At 51.3% G+C, this 14,274-nt stretch carries 18 protein-coding genes; 7 read left to right on the plus strand and 11 right to left on the minus strand.

What is annotated here, in order from left to right:
- The first annotated feature begins 135 nt into the window (after positions 1-135).
- Complete coding sequence (locus NSQ80_RS17040; RefSeq protein ID WP_009224812.1) at positions 136-471, plus strand: helix-turn-helix domain-containing protein; 336 nt, start codon at positions 136-138, stop codon at positions 469-471.
- A 76-nt stretch (positions 472-547) separates the two neighbouring features.
- On the opposite strand, the gene NSQ80_RS17045 is transcribed toward NSQ80_RS17040, so the two are convergent.
- On the minus strand, positions 548-841 hold the full coding sequence (locus NSQ80_RS17045) for a YuiB family protein (protein ID WP_009224811.1): 294 nt from the start codon (positions 839-841) through the stop codon (positions 548-550).
- 214 nt (positions 842-1,055) lie between these two features.
- Here NSQ80_RS17045 and hemQ point away from each other — a divergent pair, with 214 nt between their 5' ends.
- A complete protein-coding gene (hemQ, locus tag NSQ80_RS17050) occupies positions 1,056-1,802 on the plus strand; it encodes a hydrogen peroxide-dependent heme synthase (RefSeq protein WP_009224810.1) in 747 nt (248 codons plus the stop codon).
- A 170-nt stretch (positions 1,803-1,972) separates the two neighbouring features.
- Here hemQ and NSQ80_RS17055 read toward each other — a convergent pair whose 3' ends face one another.
- Positions 1,973-2,224, minus strand: coding sequence for a hypothetical protein (locus NSQ80_RS17055; protein WP_260070541.1), 252 nt, complete (start codon positions 2,222-2,224; stop codon positions 1,973-1,975).
- A gap of 1 nt (position 2,225) precedes the next feature.
- Complete coding sequence (locus NSQ80_RS17060) at positions 2,226-3,419, minus strand: NAD(P)/FAD-dependent oxidoreductase (RefSeq protein ID WP_009224808.1); 1,194 nt, start codon at positions 3,417-3,419, stop codon at positions 2,226-2,228.
- Positions 3,420-3,860: 441 nt separating this feature from the next.
- Here NSQ80_RS17060 and NSQ80_RS17065 point away from each other — a divergent pair, with 441 nt between their 5' ends.
- Positions 3,861-4,859, plus strand: a complete 999-nt coding sequence (locus NSQ80_RS17065) for an NAD(P)/FAD-dependent oxidoreductase (protein ID WP_323077613.1) — start codon at positions 3,861-3,863, stop codon at positions 4,857-4,859.
- Between the two features lie 393 nt (positions 4,860-5,252).
- On the opposite strand, the gene sda is transcribed toward NSQ80_RS17065, so the two are convergent.
- Positions 5,253-5,396 (minus strand): sporulation histidine kinase inhibitor Sda, encoded by a 144-nt coding sequence (gene sda, locus NSQ80_RS17070; RefSeq protein ID WP_028540204.1) that lies wholly within the window; start codon positions 5,394-5,396, stop codon positions 5,253-5,255.
- A gap of 224 nt (positions 5,397-5,620) precedes the next feature.
- A complete protein-coding gene (locus NSQ80_RS17075) occupies positions 5,621-6,283 on the minus strand; it encodes a YheC/YheD family protein (RefSeq protein WP_009224805.1) in 663 nt (220 codons plus the stop codon).
- Between the two features lie 196 nt (positions 6,284-6,479).
- On the opposite strand from NSQ80_RS17075, the gene NSQ80_RS17080 reads away from it, so the two are divergent.
- Both NSQ80_RS17080 and NSQ80_RS17085 read left to right on the plus strand, forming a co-directional pair.
- Positions 6,480-6,704, plus strand: coding sequence for a hypothetical protein (locus NSQ80_RS17080; protein ID WP_009224804.1), 225 nt, complete (start codon positions 6,480-6,482; stop codon positions 6,702-6,704).
- 170 nt (positions 6,705-6,874) lie between these two features.
- On the plus strand, positions 6,875-8,068 hold the full coding sequence (locus NSQ80_RS17085) for an AI-2E family transporter (protein WP_339300073.1): 1,194 nt from the start codon (positions 6,875-6,877) through the stop codon (positions 8,066-8,068).
- Between the two features lie 44 nt (positions 8,069-8,112).
- Here the strand turns inward: NSQ80_RS17085 and NSQ80_RS17090 are convergent, their stop codons facing one another.
- Entirely contained in the window at positions 8,113-8,469 is a 357-nt protein-coding gene (locus NSQ80_RS17090; protein ID WP_009224775.1) for an iron-sulfur cluster assembly accessory protein, read from the minus strand.
- Between the two features lie 195 nt (positions 8,470-8,664).
- Here NSQ80_RS17090 and mqnE point away from each other — a divergent pair, with 195 nt between their 5' ends.
- The gene (gene mqnE, locus NSQ80_RS17095; protein WP_009224774.1) at positions 8,665-9,771 is read left to right on the plus strand and encodes an aminofutalosine synthase MqnE; all 1,107 of its coding nucleotides are present in this window, start codon (positions 8,665-8,667) and stop codon (positions 9,769-9,771) included.
- A gap of 22 nt (positions 9,772-9,793) precedes the next feature.
- Here the strand turns inward: mqnE and NSQ80_RS17100 are convergent, their stop codons facing one another.
- Positions 9,794-10,027 (minus strand): YuzB family protein, encoded by a 234-nt coding sequence (locus tag NSQ80_RS17100; protein ID WP_323077661.1) that lies wholly within the window; start codon positions 10,025-10,027, stop codon positions 9,794-9,796.
- Between the two features lie 78 nt (positions 10,028-10,105).
- Between NSQ80_RS17100 and NSQ80_RS17105 the strand changes: the two genes are divergently transcribed.
- On the plus strand, positions 10,106-10,351 hold the full coding sequence (locus NSQ80_RS17105) for a NifU family protein (protein ID WP_009224772.1): 246 nt from the start codon (positions 10,106-10,108) through the stop codon (positions 10,349-10,351).
- A 105-nt stretch (positions 10,352-10,456) separates the two neighbouring features.
- Here the strand turns inward: NSQ80_RS17105 and NSQ80_RS17110 are convergent, their stop codons facing one another.
- The 4 genes from NSQ80_RS17110 to NSQ80_RS17125 form a co-directional block, all read right to left on the minus strand.
- The gene (locus NSQ80_RS17110) at positions 10,457-11,230 is read right to left on the minus strand and encodes an SDR family oxidoreductase (RefSeq protein WP_009224771.1); all 774 of its coding nucleotides are present in this window, start codon (positions 11,228-11,230) and stop codon (positions 10,457-10,459) included.
- A gap of 399 nt (positions 11,231-11,629) precedes the next feature.
- The gene (locus tag NSQ80_RS17115) at positions 11,630-12,511 is read right to left on the minus strand and encodes a MetQ/NlpA family ABC transporter substrate-binding protein (protein WP_009224770.1); all 882 of its coding nucleotides are present in this window, start codon (positions 12,509-12,511) and stop codon (positions 11,630-11,632) included.
- A gap of 60 nt (positions 12,512-12,571) precedes the next feature.
- A complete protein-coding gene (locus tag NSQ80_RS17120; protein WP_009224769.1) occupies positions 12,572-13,240 on the minus strand; it encodes a methionine ABC transporter permease in 669 nt (222 codons plus the stop codon).
- Positions 13,240-14,253 carry a methionine ABC transporter ATP-binding protein gene (locus NSQ80_RS17125; RefSeq protein WP_009224768.1) on the minus strand — a complete coding sequence of 338 codons (1,014 nt, stop codon included), beginning with the start codon at positions 14,251-14,253 and terminating at the stop codon, positions 13,240-13,242. Before NSQ80_RS17125 ends, NSQ80_RS17120 begins: the two co-directional genes overlap by 1 nt.
- Positions 14,254-14,274: the final 21 nt, after the last annotated feature.

A 14,274-nucleotide genomic window follows, 5' to 3' on the forward strand; every position in this document is an offset into this window, starting at 1 on the left:
AGCAGAACACCTTACCCCGATCTGGGACTAAGGTGTTCTTTGTTTGGTTGAATTTCCGACTTAACACCTTTGTCCGATCCCGGTTATTCTGATATAATGACATCAAATTATTTCTGATAGAAGGGCGACGGCTACATGGCAGAACATATTGGCGAGCGTATTCAGAAACTTCGGCAGGACCGAGGGTACTCCTTGTCCGAGCTGGCGGAGAAGGCAGATGTGGCAAAATCCTATCTCAGCAACGTTGAGCGCAATATTCAATCGAATCCCTCTATTTCCTTCATTGAGAAGATAGCCGACGCTCTTAACGTCTCGATCAACCTGCTATTGTATGGCGACCGCCCCGCACCGGAATTACTCGATCCGGAATGGTCGGAGTTGGTGCAGGAAGCTATGACTTCGGGCGTCAGCAAGAAGGAATTTAAGGAATTCCTTGAATATCAGAAATGGAAGCGAGGCCAGCAGGAATAACGGTACACAGAGAAAAAGTACACACAGAAAAAGCGCGAGACCTCAGGGTTATCCCCCGACGGTACTCGCGCTTTTTTTAAAACATTTTGTACCCGCCCAACCGCAGTTTTCGGATCGTCCATCCGCTTAGGATCGCCCCGCACAGCCCGGCGAACGCCGTCAAATAATCGACCAGCCGGAACGATGCGAGATAGGTCCCAAAGCTCTGTTCATGGTCCCACAGCGTATAGACCACAATGGGCAAAATCACGATGATAAAGACGTATGCCGGAAACCAGGTTGTTTTCATTAACATATTCAAAATGAAACCGATGCCGAACATCATCACGAAGAAGAGAACCATCAGCACCAGTACGATGAGCCAGCCCATCGATCGCTCCCCCACCCTTCTTAGAGGTAACTATAACATTCATCACACTAAATCAAGCTAGTAGTTAGTTTACTAGATATTATGTAACGAAGCAATGAACTTTACATGAAAATGGAGTGAATCGATTTGCCCCGTCTAGGCTCCTTGCGATACAATAAGATACGTATTGGCAATTCGTAAATGAGGATCAGATTGAATCTAGGAGTGATTATACATGAACGAAGCTACTCTAACCTTAGAAGGTTGGTATGCGCTTCACGATTTCCGCACCATCGATTGGACCGCCTGGAAAGCGGCGGATGACGAAGAACGCGCCGGAGCCCTGGAGGAGCTGCATACGTTCCTGAAAGAATGGGAATTGATGGAGGAATCCAAAACCGGCAGCACCGCGGTGTATTCGATCGTCGGACAGAAAGCCGATCTCGTGTTCATGCACCTGCGCGAAAGCCTGGAAGAGCTGAACGCCCTGGAGACGGCCTTCAACAAAACAACCTTTGCTGAATATACAACCAAAGCATACTCCTACGTCAGCGTCGTAGAACTTAGCAATTATCTCGCATCCGGCGGCGGTGACCCGAAGGCGAATCCGGAAGTGATGGCCCGTTTGCAGCCGATCCTGCCGAAGACCAACCATATCTGCTTCTATCCAATGAACAAAAAGCGCGATCTCACCGACAACTGGTACATGCTGACGATGGAAGAGCGCCGCGAAATGATGCGCAGCCATGGCCTGATCGGCCGCAGCTATGCAGGTAAAGTGAAGCAGATCATCACTGGTTCCGTAGGCCTCGACGATTGGGAATGGGGCGTTACCCTGTTCGCCGACGATGCCTTGCAATTCAAGAAGCTGGTCTATGAAATGCGGTTTGACGAGGTCAGCGCACGTTTTGGCGAGTTTGGTGCCTTTTACGTCGGCAATCTGCTGAATGCAGAGCGTTTGGACGAGATGTTGAAAGTGTAATTCCATATAGATAAGAAAAACGTCTATCGACGTATATTCTAGGAAGACAGACCGCGGTTAGCGGTAGTTTTTCTTGTGATATCAGGAAGCGGAAGCTCCGAAGTTTATACTTTCTGATATCTTAAAAAAGAAGGGTGTGCCAGCCTCGGGCGGCACACCCTTTTGTTCGTTTAATCTTCCCCTTCGGCCTCTGCCTCCAGCGACTTCAGGAACTCCGCGGTCGCCCGGTCGCGTTCGCGGCTCTTCTCCTTCAGCCGTTCGATGGCCGGCTGGATCAGAAGGTCCACTTCCTTCTGCACCGTATAAGCCAAATCGTAACGCTGCTGCGATTCCAGGTAAGATCCCACTTCCATCAAGGCGTTATAGCGATCCAGCTCGTCCCGCGTCAACAGCCCCCGAACCTGTACGCTGCAGTGACGCATCTTAGAAGAATCTTCCTTTCTTCAACACCAGCGGAATCCCGCCGATAATGAACAGGTAACGCATATCCACCAGCTTCTTTAATTGGGCAGCAACCCAACCTTTATATTTCTTGCCAAACGCGCTGGCGATGGCTTCCCCTTTGCCCAGCGAAGCCACGGTTCCTTTATTGCTAAACACAAATTTCTTGAGCTCTTTGCCGCGAATGGCCGCCACCACGTTTTGCGCACAGGTCACCCCTTGCTGCATGGCAATTTGCGCCGTAGGTGGGTATGGACGCCCTTCCGGATTAAACATCAGCGAATTGTCCCCGATGATAAAGACGTTATCATGGCCAGGTGCCCGCAAATAATCGTCGACCTTCACGCGACCGCGCGCTGTCTCGAAGCCTGCCGCTTCGATAAGACGGTTGCCACGGATGCCGCCTGTCCAAATGACGGTTTGCGACTTAATTTCCTCTCCGGTGGCCAAGATAACACCATCCGGCGTGCATTCCTTGATCGCTACGCCAATCTTGAACTGTACGCCCTTCTTCTTCAGCACGTCCATCGCGTATTCGACCAGCTCCGGATCGAAGCCTGGCAGAACCGTTGGTGCAGCTTCAACGTTGTACACGTTAACAAAGTTCGGATCAACGTCGTATTCCTTGCACAGCTGCGGGATCCGATCAGCCAGCTCGGCAACGAATTCAATGCCGCTGAAGCCCGCGCCGCCAACGACGAAGTTCAATCGGTCGGTCCGACTTTCGTCCATTTTGTAAAGCGCGAATTGATATTCGATATGCTGGCGAATTAAGCGAACGGAATTGATACTGCGGATCGTCATCGCATATTCCGTCAGGCCCGGGATGCCAAAGGATTCCGGTTCGCCGCCCAGCGCGATCACCAGATAATCATAAGAAAGGGTTCCGTCCTGCAGCACGACCTTCTTGTCGGCCAGACGAATCTCCTGTACATTCGATTTCACAAGGTCGATTTTAAATTCGTCAATTAATTTGGATATTGCCACTCGGGTATGTTCAATGGAATCCGTCCCGGCAGCCGGCATATGCAGATGCGTCGTGAAGTAGTGATAGTCGTGCCGATTCACCAGAGTAACGTCCGCTTCATTGTAATTCAACTCTTTCTGCAGCCGCTGCGCGGTAAGAATGCCGCCATAACCCGCACCAAGAATCACTATTTTGGGTATGGTACTCATGTAATTGTTCTCCTTCCAATATTACGCACTCTATATTTGATTAAAGCCAAAAACGCAATGTGAAAATTAACACATAAAAACCCAGTCTATACCAACTCAAACCGTTTCAGTCATCCCATTAGGTCAATCCAGAGACATTTGTCACATTTTAGTATTAGTTTAAACCTTATTTGTAGGATGAGCAAAAGTCTTCTGTCGTATAATCATAAATGTACTTTTTTCGTCACAAATATGAATGCATACATTTGAATGATATCGGCTTTTGCCTAAAAGATCAAGTCTTATTTTACCCGTAATTATAGGACTTTCAACGGATTATATTCCAGATTTTCGACAGTTTTCATCTTGCCTTTCCAAACTAGGGATACGACGATTATAATAAAGTAGAATTGACATTATAGTTGCAGAAAGAAAAAGAAACCATCTGGAGGTGTTTGACACGTGTCAACCCAAAATAACGCCGAATTCACGGATCTTCTGATTGTCGGTGGTGGACCGGCGGGCATGTTTGCTGCATTTTACGGCGGAATGAGAAAGGCTTCCGTCAAACTGATTGAAAGTATGCCTCAGCTTGGGGGGCAAGTTGCTGCCCTTTACCCTGAGAAATATATTTACGACGTGGCTGGCTTTCCTAAAGTGACCGGCCAAGAGCTGATCAACAACCTGCATGAACAATTAAAGCTTTTCGAGCCGGACGTGCGTCTGGAGGAACGGGTGCTGCAAATTGAGAAGAAAGAAGAGCGCCATTTTGTGGTGACCACCGATAAAGGTGTTCACTATGCGCGCGCCATCATCATTACCGCAGGAGTCGGCGCCTTTGAGCCTCGTCGTCTGGATCTGGAGAACGCCGCCCGTTTCGAGAAAACGAACCTGCATTATTTCGTTAGCGACATGAACCGCTTCCACGGCAAGAAAGTGCTGATTAGCGGCGGCGGCGACTCCGCTGTGGACTGGGCATTGATGCTTGAGCCGATCGCTGAGCAGGTGACGCTGATTCACCGCCGCGATAAATTCCGGGCGCATGAGCACAGCGTTGAGAAGCTGATGGCTTCCCGCGTCCAGGTCATTACGCCTACGGAAATCGCAGAGCTGCACGGTGACGAGCGCATCGAACGCGTCACACTGGCAGACGTTAAAACGAAGGAAACCCAAGAGATCGTTGTGGACGACGTGATCGTTAACTTCGGTTTTGTATCCTCGCTGGGACCGATCGCGGAATGGGGCCTCGAGATCGAAGGCAACGCCATTGTCGTCGATTCCCGGATGGAAAGCTCGATTCCCGGCATTTTTGCCGCCGGTGACATTACGACATATCCCGGCAAATTGGACCTGATTGCGGTGGGATTCGGCGAAGCGCCGACAGCGGTCAACAACGCCAAGGTCTACATCGATCCGGAAGCGAAGTTGTCCCCAGGTCACAGCAGTAATTTGAAGCTGTAATTTAAGCAGCTTATTCACGTTCTTACATGTTCTAGCAAACAAAAGGGTATCTTACCTTTACGGAAGATGATGTCGTAAAGGAGAGATACCCTTTGCCATATATATGCCCGTTATGCAACGGCTTAGCTTCATTAAACGCCACCTGCCCCGATTGCGGACACGTTCTAGAGAATGCTGGAAAAAGAGAAGATTACGCTGGGCCTTACAGCCCCTACGGATCCGCTGATCAGTATACCTCAGCCATCTCCGCGCGTATTCCTTCGGGCTGCGAACATGTCGTTCAGTGTCCGCATTGTCATGAAGCTTATATTTATCATGTCAACGCCTGGCGGGCGCCTTGATGGTTGGGGATAATTTTATCCTTCTTAAAGAAGTTAGCCAGGTTGTCCACAATTAGTGCAAAACGGACGGCGCGGCAAGCTCTAATTCGCGTTTGCGAATCTCTGCTAACAGCAGTGCGATAAACTCCCGATCCAACTGCAGTTCGGTCGCCTTCTGGTAGGATTCCAGGAGCAACTCATCCGTTAACAGCGCCATTGATAACACATCCTTTCTAGTATTTTCCCCATCATAACAGGAAAAGTTTAGTAGAACAAGTGTTCTTGTTATCCACAAACCCTTGTGGAAATCCTGTGAATAACGTGTTAGTAAATATCGAAAACCGTTGAAAAAGCTAGTGGGATAATGTGGACAAAAGTTATTCACAGGACACCCGTTCCCATTTTTCACCAAAAATTTTTTTATTTTCCGACAATCCGAGCTTATTGTGGCCGCGTATTGACCTCAAAAATCCAGATCTTCCCGTTTCGATCCACGCCATAATCAAAACCAAGCTGCCCGATCCCCGGAAACCGAGCCTCTAGAATCTGTACACAAAGATTCGTTAACGTACGCATCTCCCGTCGCTTGCTGGCGGCGATTTTGCGGCCCAGTGAGCGGCTGAGCCCTGCGCGGGCACTAAGCATCGTCCCTCCCTTGGACAAGTTGGTCACGAACAGCCCAGGGCGGGCTAACCGGCCGACCATGGAGCGATAGACCCAAACTTCGTTCTCTTTAACGACCTTCACGCGATAGTCGATCGGGCGCCCGGCGATGCGGGCCAAATGAATACCTTGCTGGATCATATACTTACGTCCGACCTTCACTCGGTTTAAGGAACGAAACATCGCCTCAAAGCTGGAAAACGCGCGTGTTCGGGACAAATAGGTATAAGCATAAACTCCGCCTGCGTAAGTTACCTTAATCACACCATAACCTCCGCCGCCGCGGAGGGGTTTAATGACGACCATGCCGAACTGATGCAGCATGCTCCTTAACGAATCGGCACTGTACAATCGGGTTTGCGGTATGTGGGCGGCCACGACCGCGTTGCTGAGAAGCGCTTCGGTCTTGAGCCACTTATTGGCCAATTGTCTCCCCGCCATGACACCATCCCCTTCCTCTCACTATACGGTATAGTACTCATTTGTAGATTCGTATTCTTGGATGATTGTCCAAGGCTTAAGCCCTTTCTCCGGTAAGGCTGTCAGGCAGGCTCTTTCTATGCAAAGCGAGGGATTTCGCGTATATTAAGGGGAGACGTTAGTCTATGACTAGCAGAGGAAGGAGAGTTCACAAGCTTTGAATACAGAGGGTTCTTCATTTGAGGCAGCTCTGTTCGAGGTCCTCTATTGGTTTGCCATGATCGCCATGTCGTTGGTGCTGGCCGGCATTACCGTCGCATTGTTCCTCACGGGCATCAAAATGGCCAGGACAACGCGTAAGGGTCTCGGCATCGGCTGTATCGTCTTTTCTCTGGCAGCGGCCTGTATGGTCGTCATGATGGTGAATCGTCAATTTTTCTAAAGCAAGTCGGGAGTGCCTGACCGCACAGGAAAAGCTCGGAGCATCGCTTGCGGATGGCATCCGGGCTTTTTTCCATAAAAAAGATGGGAACCAAAACCCATTTCTGCGTATTACTACATAGAAATTATCGTTACTTGGGATAGTAGAAAGATACAGGAGGTTCTATTGGCATGGGAAGTACGCAACCTTGGGGGGACCGATTCAAAAGGTTTTTTCTAAATAACCGTTTCGTAGTGTTTTTGCTCGTCGTCTTGCTGATTGGCTTGAATATTCTGGTGTTCGCCCATATTCCGTTTGTGTTCAAACCCATTACGGTGCTGTTCAAAACCGTCTTGCTCCCGATTCTGCTCACCGGAGCGATCTATTATCTGCTCAACCCGCTGGTGGATTGGCTGGAAACGAAGCGCATTCGCCGGGTATACACGATTACCGGGTTATATTTGTTGATCGCGGGGATCCTCACGGTGCTCATTATGACCGTTATCCCGTTGGTTCAGGCACAGATTCTGAGTTTGATCGAAAATTTACCAAGATATACGTCTGAGGTGCAGCGGCAGTTCGAAAGCTTGATCGGCAGCAACTTCTTCCATCAGGTCCAAGAGTCGACCGACTTTAATCTGGACGACCTGTCCAACACGCTGTCGGAGCGAGGGACCGCTTTGTTGAACAACGCCTGGTCCGGCATCGGCGGATTCCTTGGAGCCGTCAAGAACGTCGTCCTGGCGATCATCACCATGCCGTTCATCTTATTTTATCTGTTAAAGGACGGCAAGAAGCTGCCGGAGTTCATCCTGCGTTACGTGCCCGTTCGCTTCCGTGAACAAACGCACCATGTGATGACCGAGATGAACAGCCAAATTAGCTCTTATATCCGCGGGCAAATCATCGTCAGCTTCTGCATCGGGGCGCTGATGTATGTCGGCTTCGTGATCATCGGCCTGGATTATTCGCTGACGCTGGCGATCATCGCTTCGTTCACGAGCGTCGTCCCGTATCTCGGGCCGGCTATCGCGATTACTCCGGCGATCATTGTGGCCATCGTCACCTCGCCGATCATGCTGCTGAAGCTGATCGTCGTCTGGACGGTTGTCCAGCTCGTTGAAGGCAAGTTCATTTCGCCGCAAATCATGGGCAAGACGCTGCGCATTCACCCGATCACGATCATCTTCGTGATCCTCACCGCCGGCAATCTGTTTGGCGTCCTGGGCGTGATTCTCGCCGTGCCGGGCTACGCTGTGCTGAAAGTAATTTTCACCCATCTGTTCCAATGGTTCGAACGGCGGTCCCATTTGTATGAGGAGCCGGATGCGCCTGCCCCTGATCAGCTTGACCTTCGCGAGCCTCCAGCTGAAACGCAACCATGAAAAAAGGACTCTTCCAGATGGAAGAGTCCCTTATTATTTTCCAATCAATCGCAAGGTTGCGGCGCGCCTTCCTCGTCCTTAAAGCGGAACGATTGACCGCATCCGCAGGTGGCGATGGCGTTCGGGTTGTGGATGGTGAAGCCGCCGCTCAAGCCGGATTCCTTGAAGTCGATCTCCAGGCCGTTCAGATAACGGATGCTGTCCTTATCTACGACGACCTTCAGCCCCTTGATGTCCATATAGACATCCTGTTCGCTCTCCTGATCATCAAGGCCCATCCCGTAGGAGAAGCCGCTGCAGCCGCCGGGATTCACTCCGACACGCAGGAACATATTGGGTGTTTCTTCTTGGGCTATCATATCTTTAATCCGCGCCAGGGCGCTGTCGCTGATATTAATCATTATGCACTCACTCCTTTACGAAAAATTATACTCCTTCTCCTCCAATCGCTCAACAACTGTGATTTTTCTAGTTGCCAATCTTTAATCTTCGCCCTAGGCTTATTGCCCGCTTGGAATGTGAGGTTTATAATAGGTAGGTAATTCATACTGTTAGGATACGAGGCATTTCATGTAATTGGAAACGGAGGGAACGTCATGTTCACTGTAGTCACCCCAAACACCGACAAGAGAATGGCCGAAATTGTGGACAAAGTCCGCCAAGGCGAACGTCTCAACCTCGAAGACGGTGTCTATCTATATGAAAGCAATGATATATTGACGATCGGGCAATTAGCGAATGAAGTTAACCTGCGTAAGAACGGGAAAAAGGTATATTTTATCGAAAATATGAGCCTCTACTTCACGAACGTCTGCGAATCTCACTGTGCGTTTTGCAGCTTCCGCAAGGATCAAGGAGAAGAAGGGGCTTATACGCTTTCCGGGGAGGAAATGGTCGCTTACGTGAAGCAGCACATCACTCCGGGCGTCCGTGAGTTCCATATCGTAGGCGGGCACAACAACCACGTACCGTTCCAATATTACGTGGACTCGCTCAAAGCGCTGAAAGAGAATTTCCCGCATGTGACCATCAAGGCGTATACGGCGGCGGAGATCGAATTCTTCACCCGGCTCAGCGGCCTGAGCACGAAGGAAGTGCTGATGCAACTGCAGGAAGCCGGCCTCGAATCCTTAACCGGCGGCGGCGCGGAAATCTTGTCCGACCAATATCGGGAAAAGATGAAGGTCGAGAAAGCCAACGTTGACCAATATCTGGACGTCCATCGGACGGCGCACCGGCTGGGAATGAAGACCCCAACCACGATGCTCTACGGCTCTATCGAATCCTATGAGGATCGCATCCGCCATATGATGCAAATCCGCGATCTGCAGGACGAAACCGGCGGGTTCCAGGTGTTTATCCCGTTGTCCATGCAGCCGCGAAACAAGAACGCCAGCATCATGCGCCGCAATTCGGCCTTCGAGGACCTCAAGACGATCGCGATCAGCCGCTTGATGCTGGATAACATTCAGCACATCAAAGCTTACTTTATCAATATCGGCGTCCAGCTGACGCAGGTGGCCTTAACCTTTGGGGCCTCGGACGTACACGGCACGATCCTGAAGGAGCAAATCAGCCATGCGGCAGGCGCGCAAACCCCGGAAGGATTGACGTTAAAAGAGCTGATCTGGCTCGTCAAAGGGGCCGGGCGCATTCCGGTTGAACGGGATACGTTCTACAACGAGCTTCGGGTCTACGAATAATTTCGTCAGGGGGAACCTTTCGTTACGGATGGGTCTCCCTAATTTTTTGCAGGATTCGTTCGGCTAACTGGTCGGCATCTTCCCCCTCCACCTGCTCGCCGTCAACCAGCACGTACGGAAACAAATAACACGTGCCGCAAGCGGTGAGGCAGCCGTATTCATAGATATCGCAATCGACTTGCTCCTTCACTTTCCAAATCGCTTCGTCCGTACCTAAACTGGCATTATTCGTACAATATTCAAGGATCGGTTTCATCTTCCGTCCTCCCCATGAAGAAGCATTTAAATTTTTGACTTTTTGTAATATAATAAGGCAAGAAAGGAGTTGAAAACAATGAGTGAAAACGTACAAGATAAATTGTATGATGAAGTATTGGAAGTATTGGACAAACTGCGGCCTTTCCTGCAACGTGACGGTGGCGACGTCGAACTCGTCGACGTAGAAGACGGCATCGTGAAACTGAAATTGATGGGTGCCTGCGGCAGCTGCCCAAGCTCCACGATCACCCTCAAAGCAGGGATCGAACGCGCTCTGTTTGAAGAAGTGGAAGGCGTAGAAGAGGTCGTACAAGTATTTTAATTCGCAATCCATGAATGATCGCTCTTCAGCAGGAGGGTTTAAACAAACCCGGCTCCGGCAAGATGTCGGAAGGCCGGGTTTTTTTGTTGGGTCTGACAGACCCGCTTAAGAAGGCTTGATCCACGGACGGATCGGGTCGAGTCCGCCGGAGATGTCCATGATATTGCCAGTGATGAAATCCGAGTCCGAATGGCACAAAAACGCAATGACGCGGGCGATATCCTCCCCGCTTCCGGGACGCCCCAGCGGCGTCTCCCCATCGCGGAGCCCCCGAACTTCATGTATCGACATCTCTTTCTGACTCCCGCGAATGTCGCCGGGGCAAACCATATTGACGGTGATGCCGTATGGGGCTTCCTCGACGGCCAGCGTCTTCGTAAAGGACACCAGCCCGGTTTTGGCCGCGGCATAGACCGCCCGATGCGGCCAGGCGCGCGATTCAGCGGCATGACCAAATCCAAAATGGATGATCCGCCCCCATCGTTTCTCCCGCATCCCCGGCAGCACAAGATGATCCAGCAGCAGACTGCCCACCAAATTCCCTTCGATCATGGCCAGCACTTCACTCTGGCTGTAGTCGGCAAACAGCTTGCGTTCGCGGATAAACGGTCCGGCGTTGTTGACCAGGATGTCAATCGTGCCGAGCTGCTCGTTCACTTGACGGGCCAGGTCCTCGATTTGCTCCCGGCGCGAAACGTCGGCTTGCACTGCGATGCAGCGGACGCCCAGGCGCTCGATGTCCGATTGGAGGGAGAGCGCTTCCGCTTTGCTATGTACGTAATTCAGCGCGATATGGCAGCCTTGTTCTGCCAGCGTCAGCGCTGTTTTCTTCCCGAGGCCTTTGGCGCTCCCGGTAATTAAGGCAACTTTGCCATGCAACGTTCCTTCTCCTCCTCCCAGGTGCTGTTCCTTTAAGTATAAAAGATTTAAAGGATTCCCACAAACCGCCGCGGCGTTCTATCCCGTTCTTTTGCGCTCCCCCCATGCTCCACGACGAAACAGCGCTCTTTAAATGCAAAAGTGCAGTTGATTTTCACCAAAATGCCCTGACATTAAGCTTTCAAATGCAAAAGTACAGTTGATTTCCCGTCAGAAGCGTCTTTTGGGGCCAAATTGCCTCCAATCGAATGCACTTTTACATTTCACAGGCCATAAATCGGGCGATTTGCCGAAAATGAACTGCAGTTTTACAGTTGAGATGCAATGGACGCTTCAAACTGGCAGGAAAACAAAAAAATCCCGCTGCACACGCAACGGGACATTTCTGCTTCTTGCTACTTAGAATACCGGTACCAAAGCACCATCATAGGTGTCGTTGATGAACGTGCGGACTTCGTCGGAAGTCAGCGCCTTCGCCAGCTTCTGGATCGCTTCGGAATCTTTATTGTCCGGGCGAGCTACCAGAAGGTTCGTGTATGGCGAATCTTTATCCTCGATGAACAAAGCATCCTTCGTCGGATTCAGCTTCGCTTCCAGCGCGAAGTTCGTATTGATCAGCGCCAGATCCACTTCAGGCAGCAGACGAGGCAGCATAGCTGCATCCGTTTCTTTGAATTTCAGGTTTTTCGGATTTTCTACGATGTCTTTAGCCGTTGCTGTGATTCCAGCGTCATCCTTCAGTTTGATCAAGCCTTGCTTCTGCAGCAACAGCAACGCGCGGCCGCCGTTGGTTGGGTCGTTCGGGATCGCGATTGTAGCGCCGTCCGGAAGCTCGTCAGCGGATTTGTATTTGTTGGAGTAAGCGCCAAACGGTTCAACGTGAACCCCTACAACCGGAACGAGATCAAAGCCGTTTTGGGCATTTTGTTCGTCCAGGTAAGGCTGATGTTGGAAGTAGTTCGCATCCAACTCTTTTTCATACAGCTGTACGTTGGGTTGCACATAATCGGTGAATTCTTTAACTTCCAGCTCAACGCCTTCTTCCTTCAGCTTCGGTGCAATAAATTTCAAGATGTCAGCATGAGGCACGGTCGCACCTACAACCAGCTTCACTGGCTCGGCTGCGGTTTGGTTCCCCGTATCTGCGGCGTTCCCTTCAGCTGCCGACGTTTCGCCAGCCGTGTTACCTGCTGCCCCGTTATTGGCGGCGTTATTGCTGCCGCAAGCAGCCAGTACCAGTACCAATACGAGCGTTAACAAAGATAAAGTCCATTTTTTCATTGCAGGTTCTCCCCCTTAAAGGTTTTTTGAATAAGGATGCTTCTATATATTTAAGTTTCCTTATTTCCGCGTAAAATAAATCACCAAGCGGTCACCCAGCATTTGCAGCACCTGCACCAGAATGACCATAAAAATCACCGAAACGATCATGATTCCCGTCTCGTACCGGTAATACCCGTAACGGATCGCCAGGTCACCGAGACCACCGCCGCCGACCATGCCCGACATGGCGGTATAGGACACCAGCGTGACTACGGTAATCGTCATGCCCGCGATCAGGCCGGGCAGCGATTCCGGCAGCAGCACCTTGCGAATGATCTGGAACGAGGAAGCGCCCATCGCTTGGGAAGCTTCGATCACTCCGCGATCCACCTCGCGCAGCGCCGTTTCCACCAACCGGGCGAAGAACGGGGCTGCCCCGATCACCAGCGGCGGAATCGTCCCCTCCACACCGGTGGATACGCCCATGATCGCCCGCGTAACCGGAATTAACGCAACGATCAAGATAATGAACGGAACCGAGCGAAGGATGTTAACAATTAGCGAAATTATCCGGTAAACCCATCCTAATACCAAGGATTGAGAACGCGAGAAGGTGTACAGCAACACCCCGAGCGGAAGCCCGATCAAGAAAGTAAACAAGGTTGCAAAACCCATCATCTTTAGGGTGTCCAGCGTGGCCACACCCATCTCTGCCCAATCGATGGTTCCGAGATCCAATCCACGCATTATTCGATCACCTCCACGTCAAGGTCGCGTTCCCGCAGGAGCGACAGCGTGCGCTCCACCTGGTCATCTTCGCCTTCAAACGATACGGTCAGTTGACCGTACGGGATATCCTTAATCGCTGAGATCGTGCCTTGCAGGATGGCAAAGTTGACGCCGGTTTCCCGAACGACCTGGGACAACACCGATTCGTAGGTTTTCGCTCCCAGGAACGTGATTTTCACCAGCTTCGCCCACGCAGGATGCGGAACCGAAGTCGCCAGCTTCAAGCCTTCGTCCCCTGACTCCCGGTGGATAAACTCCCGGGTCACCGGATGTTTCGGCTTCAGGAACACCTCCGTCACCGGCCCCTCTTCCACGATGCCTCCTTGGTGAATAACCGCCACACGGTCGCAGATGCTTTGGATGACATGCATCTCGTGCGTAATCAGCAGGATCGTCAGCTGGAACCGCTTGTTGATGTCCAGCAGCAGCTTCAGGATGGAATCCGTCGTCTGTGGATCCAGCGCCGAAGTGGCCTCGTCGCACAGCAGCACATCCGGTTCGCTGGCCAAGGCCCGGGCGATGCCGACGCGCTGCTTCTGACCACCGGAGAGCTGCGCCGGATACTTGTGACGATGCTCCTCCAAGCCGACGAGAGCCAGCAGCTCATTGACCTTCTCCGCGATGGCCGCCTTCGGCGTTCCGATCAGCGTCAGCGGAAATGCGATATTATCATAAACGGTAGCCGATGACAGCAGGTTGAAATGTTGAAAAATCATGCCGATCTTGCGGCGCTGCTGCTGCAGCTCACGCTTACCGAGCTTCGTCAGCTCAACCCCGCCGACCCACACCTCACCTTCGGTCGGGCGCTCCAGCAAATTGATGCAGCGGATCAACGTGCTCTTGCCGGCACCGGAATGACCGATGACGCCGAAGATTTCCCCTTTGCGAACGCTCAGATTTAATCCGGACAGTGCGGGGGTCGCCGTTTTTTTGGTGCGATAGATTTTCGTAATGCCCTTAAGTTCAATCAATCGGCTAACCTCCTGTTCCTA

This window comes from Paenibacillus sp. FSL K6-2441 (assembly GCF_037964765.1).
Lineage (GTDB): Bacteria > Bacillota > Bacilli > Paenibacillales > Paenibacillaceae > Fontibacillus > Fontibacillus phoenicis.

Excerpts from the sequence above, each read along its gene's own strand:
- NSQ80_RS17040 (WP_009224812.1), top strand. The coding sequence starts at position 136 with ATGGCAGAACATATTGGCGAGCGTATTCAGAAACTTCGGCAGGACCGA.
- NSQ80_RS17045 (WP_009224811.1), bottom strand. The coding sequence starts at position 841 with ATGGGCTGGCTCATCGTACTGGTGCTGATGGTTCTCTTCTTCGTGATG.
- hemQ (WP_009224810.1), top strand. The coding sequence starts at position 1,056 with ATGAACGAAGCTACTCTAACCTTAGAAGGTTGGTATGCGCTTCACGAT.
- NSQ80_RS17055 (WP_260070541.1), bottom strand. The coding sequence starts at position 2,224 with ATGCGTCACTGCAGCGTACAGGTTCGGGGGCTGTTGACGCGGGACGAG.
- NSQ80_RS17060 (WP_009224808.1), bottom strand. The coding sequence starts at position 3,419 with ATGAGTACCATACCCAAAATAGTGATTCTTGGTGCGGGTTATGGCGGC.
- sda (WP_028540204.1), bottom strand. The coding sequence starts at position 5,396 with ATGGCGCTGTTAACGGATGAGTTGCTCCTGGAATCCTACCAGAAGGCG.
- NSQ80_RS17075 (WP_009224805.1), bottom strand. The coding sequence starts at position 6,283 with ATGGCGGGGAGACAATTGGCCAATAAGTGGCTCAAGACCGAAGCGCTT.
- NSQ80_RS17085 (WP_339300073.1), top strand. The coding sequence starts at position 6,875 with ATGGGAAGTACGCAACCTTGGGGGGACCGATTCAAAAGGTTTTTTCTA.
- NSQ80_RS17090 (WP_009224775.1), bottom strand. The coding sequence starts at position 8,469 with ATGATTAATATCAGCGACAGCGCCCTGGCGCGGATTAAAGATATGATA.
- mqnE (WP_009224774.1), top strand. The coding sequence starts at position 8,665 with ATGTTCACTGTAGTCACCCCAAACACCGACAAGAGAATGGCCGAAATT.
- NSQ80_RS17100 (WP_323077661.1), bottom strand. The coding sequence starts at position 10,027 with ATGAAACCGATCCTTGAATATTGTACGAATAATGCCAGTTTAGGTACG.
- NSQ80_RS17105 (WP_009224772.1), top strand. The coding sequence starts at position 10,106 with ATGAGTGAAAACGTACAAGATAAATTGTATGATGAAGTATTGGAAGTA.
- NSQ80_RS17115 (WP_009224770.1), bottom strand. The coding sequence starts at position 12,511 with ATGAAAAAATGGACTTTATCTTTGTTAACGCTCGTATTGGTACTGGTA.
- NSQ80_RS17120 (WP_009224769.1), bottom strand. The coding sequence starts at position 13,240 with ATGCGTGGATTGGATCTCGGAACCATCGATTGGGCAGAGATGGGTGTG.